The 13,480-nt window shown below is 53.4% G+C and carries 12 protein-coding genes and 1 pseudogene; 1 reads left to right on the top strand and 12 read right to left on the bottom strand.

The genetic code is table 11. The features are described 5' to 3' along the window. Positions 1-74: 74 nt before the first annotated feature. Positions 75-290, bottom strand: a pseudogene (locus GHN92_RS24265) (acyltransferase family protein); the annotation flags it as partial. Positions 291-1,176: 886 nt separating this feature from the next. On the opposite strand from GHN92_RS24265, the gene GHN92_RS20345 reads away from it, so the two are divergent. Beyond that, positions 1,177-1,692 (top strand): hypothetical protein, encoded by a 516-nt coding sequence (locus GHN92_RS20345; protein ID WP_153380980.1) that lies wholly within the window; start codon positions 1,177-1,179, stop codon positions 1,690-1,692. Between the two features lie 160 nt (positions 1,693-1,852). On the opposite strand, the gene GHN92_RS20340 is transcribed toward GHN92_RS20345, so the two are convergent. The 11 genes from GHN92_RS20340 to GHN92_RS20290 all read right to left on the bottom strand — a co-directional run bounded on the left by GHN92_RS20340 (position 1,853) and on the right by GHN92_RS20290 (position 13,478). Continuing rightward, entirely contained in the window at positions 1,853-2,554 is a 702-nt protein-coding gene (locus tag GHN92_RS20340; protein WP_153380978.1) for a hypothetical protein, read from the bottom strand. Continuing rightward, on the bottom strand, positions 2,554-3,777 hold the full coding sequence (locus GHN92_RS20335) for a DarT ssDNA thymidine ADP-ribosyltransferase family protein (RefSeq protein ID WP_256666522.1): 1,224 nt from the start codon (positions 3,775-3,777) through the stop codon (positions 2,554-2,556). Before GHN92_RS20335 ends, GHN92_RS20340 begins: the two co-directional genes overlap by 1 nt. A gap of 434 nt (positions 3,778-4,211) precedes the next feature. Next, positions 4,212-4,814, bottom strand: a complete 603-nt coding sequence (locus tag GHN92_RS20330) for a hypothetical protein (protein WP_153380974.1) — start codon at positions 4,812-4,814, stop codon at positions 4,212-4,214. A gap of 348 nt (positions 4,815-5,162) precedes the next feature. Continuing rightward, positions 5,163-6,479, bottom strand: a complete 1,317-nt coding sequence (locus tag GHN92_RS20325; RefSeq protein WP_256666521.1) for an undecaprenyl-phosphate glucose phosphotransferase — start codon at positions 6,477-6,479, stop codon at positions 5,163-5,165. A gap of 355 nt (positions 6,480-6,834) precedes the next feature. Then, the gene (locus GHN92_RS20320; RefSeq protein WP_237148836.1) at positions 6,835-7,488 is read right to left on the bottom strand and encodes a helix-turn-helix domain-containing protein; all 654 of its coding nucleotides are present in this window, start codon (positions 7,486-7,488) and stop codon (positions 6,835-6,837) included. An 84-nt stretch (positions 7,489-7,572) separates the two neighbouring features. Continuing rightward, positions 7,573-8,277, bottom strand: a complete 705-nt coding sequence (locus tag GHN92_RS20315; protein WP_153380970.1) for a winged helix-turn-helix domain-containing protein — start codon at positions 8,275-8,277, stop codon at positions 7,573-7,575. A 202-nt stretch (positions 8,278-8,479) separates the two neighbouring features. Then, a complete protein-coding gene (locus GHN92_RS20310) occupies positions 8,480-8,854 on the bottom strand; it encodes a VanZ family protein (RefSeq protein ID WP_178102661.1) in 375 nt (124 codons plus the stop codon). Beyond that, positions 8,851-10,932: a YjbH domain-containing protein gene (locus tag GHN92_RS20305; RefSeq protein WP_153380968.1), complete on the bottom strand. Its 2,082-nt coding sequence runs from the start codon at positions 10,930-10,932 to the stop codon at positions 8,851-8,853. Before GHN92_RS20305 ends, GHN92_RS20310 begins: the two co-directional genes overlap by 4 nt. Further along, the gene (locus GHN92_RS20300) at positions 10,929-11,696 is read right to left on the bottom strand and encodes a capsule biosynthesis GfcC family protein (protein WP_178102660.1); all 768 of its coding nucleotides are present in this window, start codon (positions 11,694-11,696) and stop codon (positions 10,929-10,931) included. The genes GHN92_RS20305 and GHN92_RS20300 overlap by 4 nt, the downstream gene beginning before the upstream one ends. Next, on the bottom strand, positions 11,693-12,352 hold the full coding sequence (locus GHN92_RS20295) for a YjbF family lipoprotein (RefSeq protein WP_306108748.1): 660 nt from the start codon (positions 12,350-12,352) through the stop codon (positions 11,693-11,695). The genes GHN92_RS20300 and GHN92_RS20295 overlap by 4 nt, the downstream gene beginning before the upstream one ends. Positions 12,353-12,365: 13 nt before the next feature. Then, positions 12,366-13,478: a polysaccharide biosynthesis/export family protein gene (locus GHN92_RS20290; RefSeq protein ID WP_153380984.1), complete on the bottom strand. Its 1,113-nt coding sequence runs from the start codon at positions 13,476-13,478 to the stop codon at positions 12,366-12,368. Between the last annotated feature and the right edge of the window lie 2 nt (positions 13,479-13,480).

Below are 13,480 nucleotides of genomic sequence, written 5' to 3'. Positions count from 1 at the left end.
CAACAAGTTTTGCGGCGATGGTCTCATTGGCCTGCGCTATGCGGTGCTTGCGACAATACTTTACGTACAGAGCCTAGTAATGCCGCACAAAGAGCAATTAGAGCGGGCAAAATACGGCGTGCTCTGGCCATATAGAATCCGATTACAGAGAACGGCGTAGTCTTACTGCGCTCTAGGCCCTCAACTACAATGCCAGTCATCAGGAAACCAGATATCGCGAAGAATATATCTACACCAACAAATCCGCCTGCAAATCCATACACGCCGAAATGGTAGAAGATGACTGCTATTACGGCTCATGCACGAAGGCCATTAATGTCATCTCTAAATTTTCTACTCTCAATGCTCATTCTGAAATTGCTTTCCTTGCTGTAGCGTGGCTGGGGGGGGGCGATTTAAAGGCAACGCATAATGCCTGAATGCTGGTGAATGTTGAAATAGAGATCTATCTGAACCTCTACATCAGAATCAGAAACCAGATGTGCGACCATCGGAGCTTGACTTTCACTTTTTCACTAGAGACGCCCAGGGAGAATGTCGGACAGTGTGATCCCGCGACCTTAGCAGAAGATCTTTGGATCTCATAAAAGGACGTTGATGAGTTCAAGATGCTAAATCCCTGGGCATGGAGCATGGAGAGAGGAGAAATAACCTCAGTGGCATTGCGAGTGACATCGTTACTCGTTATCCAGCAGCAATGGGCGCCGTTGCCGCGAGCGCCCATTGCTGGAGTCCCGTTCTTGCTGGCGCGAAGTTAGCCCAGCTTGAATAGGGTGCTAGGGTCTGCAGACTTTTTTATTGGCTACAGGAAAATGAGGCGTTCCGAAGCTTTAGGGGTGGCGTCCGAATGAGTGGGCATCATTTACCAGGACTCCCGCATACCGCTTTTGCTGAGAATGAGATAAGGCGTGGTGTGAGAAGCATTGCGCGGCATGCTGGGGTCAAGCAATAGCCCGAGACCGCTGCGACCGATACGGGTGTCAGTTGAATGCCCGGCGCTTGCCCGTTTTGGGCCATGGCGTGTTGATTGCGAGGCAGAGGGGCAGCAGTTGCATAAGAGATATCTGTCAGAAAAGGCTTACTTACAGCCTTGAAGTCGGGTGCTAGGTTCTGCGCTTTAGCTTCTGGAGCATAAAGGTGCGACCTATTTACAGAAGAGTGCTGGTAGCCCTGGCTGTGATTCTGAGCATCGGATTGCTGGTCGCGCTGTTCAGTTATTACCGCTTTGGCAGCAATCCCCGGTTGGCCTATGGAATGTTCGAGAACTGCGCAGCGGCGGTATTTAAACTGGTCAAGAACCCCGAAGAGGTGGTCCTGCTCAGGGCGCGCATCTTCCCCGAAGGGCTTGAAACCTTGCCCGTGGCTGATACGACTGCATTGGAAATTCGTACGCGCTACAAAACCATTGTTGAACAGGGGCAGGGCACGTTTCTTTACCCGGCCATCAGGCTCGCATTCAAGGCTGCCAATGATTCCGGGTCACCGCACAATGATGAGGTGACCTGCCAATACGGAGGGGTCAAGCATAAGGACGGCACCCTGTTGAGCATGCGCCTGATGTATGTCGACCTCGGAACCGGCGCAGTCAAAAATCCGTTTGTTTACAAGGAAGACGGCTATCAGGGCTGGGTCAGCCAGAGGCTTGAGGAATGGGTCGAACTGCGGAACAGAAGTTGTGCTGAATCTACCTGAGTACGGCGGCCAGGCACCGGGCTGGATCTGAGCGGTTGGCGAAGCCGCTTTCTTCGACCCGCCCGGTCTTGGTGCAAAAGCGTGTCTGCCAGAGGTGCTCCCTGTCCAGCCATGGTTTGTCGATCACAATGGAGCGGGCCGCGTCTTTACCTGGGCAAGTTCAGAACAGCCGCCCCTGCGACAGGTCGTCCTGCTGCGCGCTGACCACAGGTCTGGAGCCTAAATAACGGAGAAAGGCCGCTGGCGACGCAGTGGCCTGTTCGAGGTGGTTTCTCTGCTGCAGGGATACGAAGAGCGCAACCGAGTAAGCCTGGCAATTGATGGACTTTTGCGGGTTGAACTCAATGTCGGTGAACGCAGAATAGGCCGAGAGTGGCTCCGCCAGGTCCGCCCGGTGTTTCAGCGCGCTGATATACAGCCAGTCATAAAACGCTGTTTGCGGTTCCAGTGGCCATTGCACGTTCGCGAACTCGAAGCCTGTAAGCCTGCCAGAACAACGCAGCCGCTCATCACGTTTTGCCTCGCGGGAGGTCATTGCATAGATATCGGTAAAAGGGCCGCCTTGTTCGAACACCTTGCTGCCCTGGAAAGCGCATTCGACACTCAAGAAATGGCCGGGCACCGAGTGAGCAAAGCACAGATTAAACGCGCTGAGGGCGACGCCCAGAGGCTCCGTGGACTTGCTGGACACCTCCAGCACCTTGTCCATACCGGGTAATGCATGGGCTGCCTGATGCAGTGCGCCGATGGATTTTTGTTTCTGGGACAGGCTCAGGCCTGCAAACCATTGGAAGTCCAGGTTGCGTGTACTCACCAGTGCCTGGCCTTCAAGGGCAGGGATAAAAACGGGTCTGCTGGCCATCAATAAGTCCATCCGGTTTTGCGCGCATAGGTTCTTGCGCCGAGAAAGCCACGGCTCTCAGTGTGCAGGTGCGCAGGTTTGTCTGCTATGCAGTCTTTATACGTTTGCAGGCTGTGCGGGTCACTGAAAACCACGCCCTTGATAAGCTCGGGCGGCAATATGTCGAAGACTAAAACCTCGGCTTGTACATCGGTAGGGTCGCAGGGCAACAGCCTGCTTTCTTCACGGGAGGGCAGATGGCTCAACGGCATAAACAGGCTGTCGAAGGCGTCCAGGGTTTTAAGGTCATCGAGGGGGCGTTGGCGAATTCGGTGATCTGCAGCATTCAGAGTGCAGAATGCCGTATCCAGTGCCCATAAAACGCTGCGATCAATCACCAGTACGGCCCAGCCTTGCTCAGGGTTTTTCCAGCGGTAACTGGCGAACATTTTGTCATTGGGATGGCCGATAGATAGGCAAATGGCGCTGGGCTGCCCCTCAAGACGTAAATGATCGTTAAACCTGAAGTCAATCTGTTGCTTATTCAGGGTGGTGATGGAGCACAGGCCATGCTGCATGATCGAAGGCAGGTTCTCGACCCGGGTGAAATGAACCAGATAGGGCAGTTGCAGGGCGCGCACCCGTGTCTCGAGTGCCTGTTTGCGCAGAAGCCCGGGGAAATAGCCTATTGAGACAGGGCTGAGTACCACGGGTGTGTGACCATCAGCCGTTGACGTCTGCACCTTGCCCAGTACCGCGCCGAACGTAAGACGCGCAGGCGGTTTGTGGACCTGCGCCGCTATGCGGGAAATGCACTCCCAGGTCTTTTCGCCGCCCATCTTGCACAGCTCATCAGCCATGGCAGTGCGAAGGGGGACGTTAGCCCAGACTTGCTCAACAATATCCCTGAAAAACCTGTCCCGCTCGCTTTGAAGCTGGCGCTTTTTGGCCTCAATGGCAATCGCCAGAGGGCTATCTCCCTCACCGGGGGCGCGGGAAAAATCGGCAAGCCTCCACTCGGCTGCAGATGCGGCCACGGCGCCGCTGGTACTGAGCTCGAGCGCTTTGCTGTACATGGCCTGCGCTTGCAGATAGTGCGCCCAACCTTTCTCGCCATGTTCCTGGCGCCAGGCTGCCAGCTTTAACACCGCTTGCGCGCGTAGCAGGGCCTTTTCAGTGCCAAGTTTCTCAGTGAACACCACGGCTGCGAGCGAGGCAGTGGCTTTATCAACCTCAAGGCTCAAGCAGACCGAGGCATTGAAGGACGAGACGGCAGTGTTTAGCGTCTCGATAGAACGAAGAAAAGCGCCCTCCGCAGGCGGACTTTCAATGGGCGTTGCGGCTGTCGGCTGCTCATCGGCAGGCGCTGAGGCAGGCGCCTGCACGGTGTTGTTTTTTTTGCGCTTAAAAAGCCAATAGCAGGCCCAGATAGTCAGCAACTGGAGCAGGAGCAAGCCGGGGATAAACACCTTTGCAAGGGTAAATAAAGACCATGCAGCACAGGCAATAACCAATGACTTTTTACCGACGAGGCTCGCGAGGTAAAGAGTAACGATGATTAAAAGCTGAAAATAAAGAATGGCCATCCATTGCACCTGACGAACGCTGTGAGGGCTGCCCCCGGTACCCAGGGATATAGAAGGGGGGCAAAACCGCTGGCGTGGGTAACCGCCAGTGGTTAATCGACAAGCTCCGGGGTGGGCTCTGTGACAGCTTTGGGTATGGCCTGTGGGGTGGGCTCAGATGTAGAAATATGCGCCTGGGTATAAGGCGTTAGATCCCCCGCTTGCCAGCGCTCCAGCCGGTGCATTTTTACCCGAACCCACAGCCAATAGCAGAAGCTCAGCAGCGCAACCCCCATCCCGATCTGCAGGCTGAGGGTTTCCAGTAAAGGCACGCCCTTTTGCGCGTTGGCGCCGTACCAGGTCAGCACAGGAATCGCCAGCAAGGCCCAGGTGGCGAACCAGGCCAGCAGGCCGGCAAGCAGGGTTCTGAACAGCATTTTATAAGGGCTGCTGATTGCGCGATTGCGCAGCAGGCTGTGCTCTTGGCCGGCAGGCCGTACAGCGGCGATAACCAGCGCTTTATTGAACCCGGGGGCGTAAAACCAGACCCGGCTTTTGCCACTGCGGTCAGCGCCCATCAGGTGGTGATAAAGGTCATGGGTCATGGCCAGGCGTTTGGCCGTGCGCCCATTGATACGGGCAGTGAACTCGTCACGGTGAAAGTCTATTTGTTTAAGATCGGTTATTACGCAGTCCGTATAAAAGAACTTCGGCACACAAAACATCCTGTTTGGGTGGGGGTTGATTGATGGGATGATATCATATCGCCATGTATGTTTTCTGTCGAGAAGATGAGATTGTTTTGTTGAGTGGTTAGAGTGGGTTAATTGGCGGGTATATTGACGCCAATTTAATGGCTGGCAACTAAAGATGGATAAGAGTGTTGGAGTTGTTATTGCGGAGGGGGTGTTGAGTGCGAATTTGAAGGAAGAGTCACGGAGGGAGTAAGGGGCGGGAGGTACGGGGGGAGTGAAGCTATTCAGTGGGTGGGAGCGAGCCTGCTCGCGAAGTTTTAAAGAACATCGCGAGCAGGCTTGCTCCCACAGAGGTAGGGCGCTCTACTGTCAGTAAATATCTTTCGAGATCAAAGTCAGCGGTGTCTTGATCATGATTTTGATATCGAGCCAGAGCGACCAGTTATTAATGTAATCAAGATCGATCTCAACGCGTTTTTGCATCTTTTCAATGGTGTCGGTTTCGCCGCGGCAACCGCTGATTTGTGCCAGGCCGGTAATACCGGGTTTGATACGGTGGCGGGCCATATAGGCGTGAATCTTGCCAGTGTAATAGTCGTTATGGGCAACGGCGTGAGGACGTGGCCCCACTAATGCCATATCGCCATGTAACACATTAAACAGTTGCGGCAGTTCATCCAGCGAAGTGCGGCGGATAAAGCGGCCAACTGCTGTTACCCGTGAATCGTTGCGGCTGGCTTGTTTAACCTGTTTGTCATCATGAACTTGCATGGAGCGGAACTTCCATACCTTGATGACTTTGCCATTCCAGCCATGGCGATGCTGTTTAAACAGGATAGGGCCGGGGGACGATAACTTCACGGCAATGGCAATCGCTGCAAGCACCGGGCTCAGGCAGATAATGGCGACCAGTGACAGCGAGCGCTCCATCAATGCCTTGCTCAAGGCAGCAGTTGGATAGCTGGTAAGCGGGCTTTCATTCAAATGGATGGCCGGGCGGCCGCCAATTTCACTGACCGAATGGTTAAGCAGCATCATGCTGTCCAGGTCCGGTACCCAGACCACGTCGACATTCAGGTCAAGCAGATCGATATAAAGGGCTTCAATACGCTGGGCTTCTTGTAGGGACAAGGAAATATACAGCCGGCGGATATTGTGCTCGGTAATCAGTGAGCGTAGCTGGGCCAGTTCACCCACGATCAGAGGGGAATTGGTGGCGTCCTCAAAAGGCGAAGCGCTGACCACCCCCACCAGCGGAAAATGATTTTGCTGAATAAAGCTGTCGGCCAGTTTAAGGGCAACACCATCAGAACCAATAATAAGGCTGTTGTAATGGTGGTTGTTACGCTGGTGATAAAATCTGGACAGCCGATGCAATATCAAATACGGCGGCACCTGTACCAGAAAGCCCAGCGCGGCCCAGCTGAGCAGGGTTTCCCGGGAAAACAGTTCGCCGGATTTGGTCAGAAAACCAATGGTGCTCATGCACGCCAGGGTCAGGGTCCAGCCGAGAAACAGGCGGACGCAACCGTTAAAAGCCGTGTGCCTTTTATAGTAAACATGGGTGGCGGAATAGGCGGGCACTGATACCAGCAGGGTCAGAACGGCGAGGATGCGGTAATGGATATCGACGCTGCCGAATTTGGTATAGACCAGTGACATCAACAAGGCAATGACAAAAGCCATGGCGACAGCCCACTGCCCCCAAAAAGTAAGCCCTCTGGCCACGGTTTTACGATCTAGACGTGTATGAATCAAGGTAGCAGCCTTGTGATAAGTACTTGACTATGGGAGCAACTGACAGGAATAAATCACAGCACTCTTCCATGTGCAGGCGTTGAGTGGCGCTATAACTGAAGTAGATAGTGGCCACACGAAACCTTGATAGTAAAGGTTATCAGTAGCAGGGGGTCGACGTTTTATAACAATGCTTGGGTCAGATGTTATTTTCAATAAATCAAAAAATTATGGCGTGGAGTGATGTCGATATAATAGCTAACTGCCTGTATCTGGTAGTTAGATGATTGCGTTATGCCACTTATTAGGCGACTTGCACATCTTGAACCAGGCAATAACCACGATTGCGTACCGAGCGAAACAGGCGCTCGCCAAACACCGCTTTAAACTTGCTCTGCAGTCGGCTCAGGCACATTTCCAAGCCGCTATAGCTGTATGTGTCTTTATTAATGCCGATAATAAGTTCCTGCTTGCTGCAAATGCGCTCATCTCTTTGGCTTAAGGTCTTGATCAGCAGTGATTCAATGGCGGTCAGCTGAATGCAGGCGGTGTTATTGCACAGCTGTTGTGCCTCAAAGCAAAATAACCAGGTATCAGGGCTGCTGGAATAGTGTGCGGTGGCGGTAGTGGCTGGGGAGGTCGGGGTAGTTTTCAAAGTAGGAATAACAGTCAGGCCCGGGGAGTAGGGGTGGATGTCCAGCAAGTAAGGTTTGCTTACCGTTATCGCGCGAGAAACCTCTGACACGTGATTGAAGGTAGATACCATGCCATGTTGTGCATTTGCCCAGCAACCCCAGGGTGCGAAATGCGTCTTGCGCCATAGATGACGGTCGGATTCGCAGGTCTGCTGGTTTGCAGGCTGTAGTTGATAGGTTGCGCAGGGCAAGCCATAGGTATGTGCAATCGGACTGTGATTGGCCGAGGGTAGATAGGCGGAAAATCTGAGTGTTACCTTCATGCTTCAACGTCTCCATTCGTCGGTGTCAGGCTGATGCCTAGTGGCGAACTACAGCGGTCTGCAGCGCAGCTCATGAAGTAATAGTTATTTCAGGATAGTGCCCCGACGCAGTCGATATCCGAATGCGCGAACACTAAAGATCAATTCCAGGTTATAAGCTTTTTTAATCTTTGTTCTTAGGCGACTGATGGTTTTTTCCAGTGCCCGCGGGTCATAAAAAACAATATTGGGATCCAGGGTTTTGGCAATGCTGTCCTGGCTCAGTACATGCTGAGGCGCCTGTATCAGTGCGTCGATAATGATCATTTCTGTGTATGAAATTTCAATTTTTTGCCTGTCGCTGCACAATAACAGTCGTGTGCGATCAAGGGTCAAACGGGTGTTTGTGGCCCAGTGTGATTCCTCGAAAGTGCGTAACAGCACGGCCTGCTTTTCCAGCAGGTCAGTTGGTAACTTGATGCAGTGGTCGGCGCCGGCAAGGTAATAATTGATACTGCTGAAAGACTTGTTATGGGTTACCAGAATAAAAATACAGGCGACCTGATTGAGCAGGCGGATATGCTTGAGCAATTCCAGACCATCATTGATGGCCTCCGGTGCATTCACTTCAATAAAAACAGCTTCTGTGCGACTAAAATCGTAAGCCATATTCCCCAGGGTATCGCAGGCGTCAAGATGCCTCACCTCAGCAGTGACAAGCTGTGCTATATCTTCGACCAGCGCTTCGCTGTAAAAAAAATTAAGCGCTTTGGGGGCCTGAATATCGGTAGTGCATCCTGCGGCAAGCATATCACCTAACCCAAGTACTTAGAGGCTGTGGGATTTTGCCATATAAGCCGATATCGAAGCAGACATTTTATAACATTTACTACATTTAGTGTTGTTTTAGCTGGCAATTTGTCAGCTTATAAATATCGAAGGTCGATTTTTCAGGATAAATACCGTTGCCAACAGTAAAATCGGCCCGCGATAGCATGCCCATAGCGCTTATTCAATCCTTAATGCTATGGCGCGAACAGCACCCTGCCACTGCAAGGCCCAGGGCTACCCCTGCCGTATTGGCAAGCGCGTCGTAAAACGAAGCAGTGCGCAAGGGCAGAAGAGCCTGGGCATATTCAATCAGCAGTCCTGCCAGCACGCAGCTAATGGCGAGCCAAAGTAGCCGGATATGCAAAAATGCAAGGCGGCAACTGAATGCCAGGGCGAAAAAACCAATAAAGTGATGCAGCTTGTCTTCCTGGGCAAAAACCTGCGGAATTGGCCGCGTGCGCAAACCGGTAAACAGCAGGCCAGCGCACACGGCCAAAAACAGCAGTGCGCGCAGCCAGAAGGGCAGATCAACCAGGCGTTGAATCAGCTGCCTCACTCGGTGATCTTCTCGAAGTTTTCATAGAAGGCATCACGATTGCGGCCATCGGTCATGGTATGCAGCGAGTACTGGCGATGCAGCATGGCGCCACCGTCCCGCGTAAGCGGTGCCCAGGCGATATTGGCGCGGCTCATGGTCGAGACACTCATCATCTCGTCGAACGGAATCGAGATATAGATACCCTTGTCGAAACTACCTTCGCCATATTCTTCACTGGATGCCGTTGTGCGGGTTACCCAGCCACCGAACTTAACCCCATTGGTAAATTCGCGGGAGATATCAATGGTGGTACCCCAGTCCCGGGCCAGATATCGACCTACGCTGACTGCGGCGTCCAGATCGAATGGCAGCTTGGTGTAAGAGGTGATATGGCCGGTTACTGTGCGGTAATCACGTAGGCCAAAGCCCTGGTCAAATTCCCGCTGCCGCACATAGTTCAAATCGGCACCGATCGACCAGCGTTCACCCATGGGGCGATACAAGAGTTCGCCGCCGACACCGGCATACATGGACTCCAGATAGCCGCCGTAGACCATGCCATATAGATCCTGGTCCAGGCGTTTGGCCTTGTTAAGTTGCAAGGCGGGCATGGTGATATCTGAGGTGGTGACATATTGGCGCAAGTCAGTACGTACGCGGGGCAGGTTGCTTGGCGCGTCATATTTGAACTTGTCGAAGTTGTTCAGCAGGTTGACGCTGATCCCGCCACTTGCCCATGTATTTGGGGTAAAGCGATATTGCCCCTCGGCATAAGCGCTTATCTGGTAAAGCAGGAACCCATCAGGCCCACCGAGGTTTTGCTGGTAGCCCAGACCAAAGCCATAGGTAAAGGGGTCAGGCTTGTGCTGATACAAGGTTTTATCATAGTGGGCAGTAGCGCGGTTGACCTCGGTGGTGCGATGCAGATTGACCAGATCCTGTTCGTTATTGACCACGTCACGAAAGGTCGAGCGCGGGACGCTGATTTCTTCCACGGGCATGTCATAACGCTTGTTCACCATCGTAAACCACTGGATCTGATCATTGGCGGTATTGTCCAGAATACGACTGGCCCGGCCTGCGCCTTTAGCTGCGTAGAAATATTTGGACTGCTCGCCATATACCATCAGTTCGGAATCGCGCTGGGCGATTCGCTCGACTTTATAGCCGGCATTTTTTTCCAGCTGTTGCGATACCGTAGCCCAGTCGACCTCTCCCAGAGGCGCGACAGGTGCCTGTGCTGGTAGTGGTTGCGCCGGCGGATCATAACTTTTGACCGGAGCCTTGCGGCTGACAAAGTTGGTATGCAAGGTGATACCGAACAGGGCGGTATTGCCGCGCTCCCAGCCTGCGGTCAGATCGATATTGTCGTTCAGCTTGTAGACTGCGCCGATATTGATCGGGGAGTCTTGAACCTGGTTGTTGTTTTTAGGCTCATGTTTGTAGTCGTTACCGTCGTATTCAATCTTAAGGCTTAAAGGCGCCCACGGTGTTTGATACGCAACGCCGCCGAACAATCCCGGCTTGCCCCGAAAATAAGAACTGGTGTTTACATCCCCCGTCCCTTCAGTATCGGGGCGGGTGTCGAAGCGATCATCGAAATACCCTAGCGGGTTGTCCAGGTCGCCACGGTTACCGATATAACCCCAGGCAATCCCCAGGCTGAAATCCAGGTTCTTGTAACGTTTGTTGGCCACAAAGTATTCACTGGAGAACAGGCCGGTACCGCCGATATCGCGAAAACCCAGTGCTACTTCCGGTAGCCAGTGGCTTTCTTGCCAAAGGCGTGCTTTCGCATCTACCGCTTTATCCTTGTAGCTTTGGTTGCCAGTAATATCGGCCGGTCCGTATTTAATGTTACTGATAGAGGTATAACGAAACGTGCCTTCCAGCCAGTCAAGAGGCTGCAAGGACAGGCTATAGCGTGAATAGGGTTCGGTGCGGTTGGCGTTCAGGCTTAACTCACCTGCAGGGGCCATGCGTGCAGTGGGTGTTTGCAGCAGGCCGACACCACCAAAGTCATTCTGGGTATAGCGTGGCTCCGCATGGGCCAGGCTGTAGGGTAACAAGGCGACAACAACAAAACGTAACTTCAAGGTGCAACCTCAGCCAGCGGTTGGGTGGCGAGGAATTGCGCCAACTGCTCGTTTAAATCAGGTGTGGGCAAATCGGCATTGTCATTGCGCACGGGCACCAGAATCTTGCTGCCCGCCACGGCATATATGCCGTCCTCACGGTTCCAGGCAGCAATGGCAACACGCTTGTAAGTGCCATCAGGGTGTATCAGCCACAAGAAGTCCGACTCTGCCTCTTTTAGCCGCGGGCAGCTGTCGAGGTAGTCACGTACTTGCTGCAGAGGTTGATAGGGCAGGGTGCAGTCGTGCTCCACGGCGCCCAGTACGGTCACGCTATCGGTGCGCGCCGGGTAACTAACCTTGTCGCCATCACTGAGCAGATAGTTGTGGGCAAAACCGACTTCCAGCGCGATCGGGTCTAGGTTAACCACTTTACGGCCAGTGACAGGCAATTGGCTGATGTCCTGGTGCAGGCGTGCCGCCACCGCCGCGAGGCCGTGGTTGTTATTGAGCAAGGCGCCGCGCTGCAGCATTTTCAGGTCAAACAGCACCCCTACCTTCAGCCGCGTTTGTTTCTCAACTTCCGGCTGATGCAGCCATGCGGCTGCCAGCCAGTAGCTTTCAGGGTTGGGCCGGGCCTGACTGATTACATCCAGTAAACGCATGCCGGGTTTATAAGCCACGCTGACGGGTTTAAGCACATCACCGCTGACGGATACGGCGGCCTGACTGATCGCGGTATGACTAAGCAGCACGCACAGGGCCAGTTTTTTAAAAGAGATCACTGGGCAGCCTCCCAGTCAGGGCGCAGATGGACAATGCGTAGCTCAAGCCCTGGCGTAACATATTGTTCGCTTTGCAGGATCACCCCGTCTTCGGGTCGCACCCAAAAATGGTTGGTGCCGCTAAAGCCCAGGGCCGGAATTTCAAATTTTTCATCGATGCGCTGCAGCACATAAGGTTTGTCGAGAATGGTCACGGTTTCCAGGCCTTTACGCACAAAGCGGCTATTCACCGCTAGGCCAACCTGCTCACCCTGATAGATATCGATCCAGCGCGTGCTGCGCTCGCCATCCGCCACATGCTGCAAACCGCGCTTGAATGGTGACTGCCCGTCGAAACGGGTGCCATCCAGGCCGGGTTGCAGCCCGGTGGTACGAACCACCAGGCCGTTACGCATCAGCAATACTTGTTTGCCCGAGGCGACCCAGTACTGCAGGTCGCCCTGCTGGCGAAGTCTGGCCATAACACCTTCACTGGAAGGTGTTGTCACCAGGATTTGCGCATAAGGCACGGCCGCGACATCGGCGGCTGTCAACTGCAGCGGCTCCACGCCTTGCACGGCGGCCTTAAAGGTATCGAGAGAACCCTGCATCAGCGGGCTACAGCCACACAGCAACAGGCACGCCATCAGGCATGAGCGGTTACGAAGAGTTTTCAAAACGGCTCAAACCTTATCGGCTGCTGGCTTCACTGAGGTTGTTACCGGCTGCAGCGCCTGTACCCAGAATGGTTGCCGATGGCAGCAATTGACTGATCAGACGGTTCCAGCGGGTGACTTGTGCAGGGCCAACGTAGACGATGTCCTGAGGCTTCAGCTCAAAATGGCGGGCAATCGCAAAGGATACCGGCGACTCTCCATTTAGCTGGAAGACCTTGACTGGTTGCGTCTCAAGGTTCTCGGCACCACGTATCACATAAAGCGCATTGCCGTTGGAGGTGGTCTGATTCAAACCACCAACGGAACCGACCACATCAGCAAGGTTGATGTTTTTGGTTTTGAAGCGTATTGCCTGGGGAGAAAGCACTTCACCCATAACATAGATTTTTTTGCGGTCATTATAAGGCAGGTACAGTTGGTCGCCGTCCTTCAAAAACACATTCTGTAGCTGTGAACCGTTGTTGTTCAGAGCATCGATATCCAGCACGTATTCCTGACCGTCACGGGTCAGTATGAGGCCGGACATATCTGCAGTTGATGACTGAATACCAGCTGCACCCAGAGCTTCAACCACACTTAGCGGTGAAGTAGTGATAGGCATCGGTCCGGCTTTGGTGACGGCACCGGCAAGAATTGCCTTTTGGCTGGCAAAACGCAAAACGTTCAAGTCCACCTGAGGGCTGTCAACGTATTGCTGAAGGCGATCAGCAATAGTCAATCGCAGCTCTTCAATGGTTTTGCCCGCTGCTTCTACCCGCCCAATATAAGGATAAAAGATTGTGCCGTCAGGACGCACCAAGCGACCGTTAGAATCAATTTGTTGTTGCGGGCCGGAAGGCGCTGTCAACTCCGGATGATCCCAAACGGTGATATACAGCACATCGTTGGCACCGATCCGATAAGCCTTAGGCTTGAATGCGAGCAATTCTGCCGGCACCGAGCTTGAAACGTAGGTCGCCGCGTTTTGCGCAATCAGTTTTGGGGTGATGGGGATTAACTCGACCCGACTGCTTTCTGGAGAGCCTTCAGTTCCGATCTCACTGGTATCCAGGTACTGACCGGGCGCAAACATACAACCTTGCAGGGCGAACCCTGCAAGTACCGCGAGCGACAAACTACGAATCATCA

Origin of the sequence: Pseudomonas sp. FSL R10-2964 (genome assembly GCF_009600035.1) — a bacterium.
GTDB classification, from domain to species: domain Bacteria; phylum Pseudomonadota; class Gammaproteobacteria; order Pseudomonadales; family Pseudomonadaceae; genus Aquipseudomonas; species Aquipseudomonas bubulae.
Note: the sequence above shows the minus strand (reverse complement) of the source record. Positions and strands in the feature narration are given on the sequence as shown.

What these genes read in the sequence shown, in the direction of transcription:
- GHN92_RS20315 (WP_153380970.1), bottom strand. Translation starts at nt 8,277, where the DNA reads ATGCTTGCCGCAGGATGCACTACCGATATTCAGGCCCCCAAAGCGCTT.
- GHN92_RS20340 (WP_153380978.1), bottom strand. Translation starts at nt 2,554, where the DNA reads ATGGCCAGCAGACCCGTTTTTATCCCTGCCCTTGAAGGCCAGGCACTG.
- GHN92_RS20290 (WP_153380984.1), bottom strand. Translation starts at nt 13,478, where the DNA reads ATGATTCGTAGTTTGTCGCTCGCGGTACTTGCAGGGTTCGCCCTGCAA.
- GHN92_RS20325 (WP_256666521.1), bottom strand. Translation starts at nt 6,479, where the DNA reads ATGGCTTTTGTCATTGCCTTGTTGATGTCACTGGTCTATACCAAATTC.
- GHN92_RS20320 (WP_237148836.1), bottom strand. Translation starts at nt 7,488, where the DNA reads ATGAAGGTAACACTCAGATTTTCCGCCTATCTACCCTCGGCCAATCAC.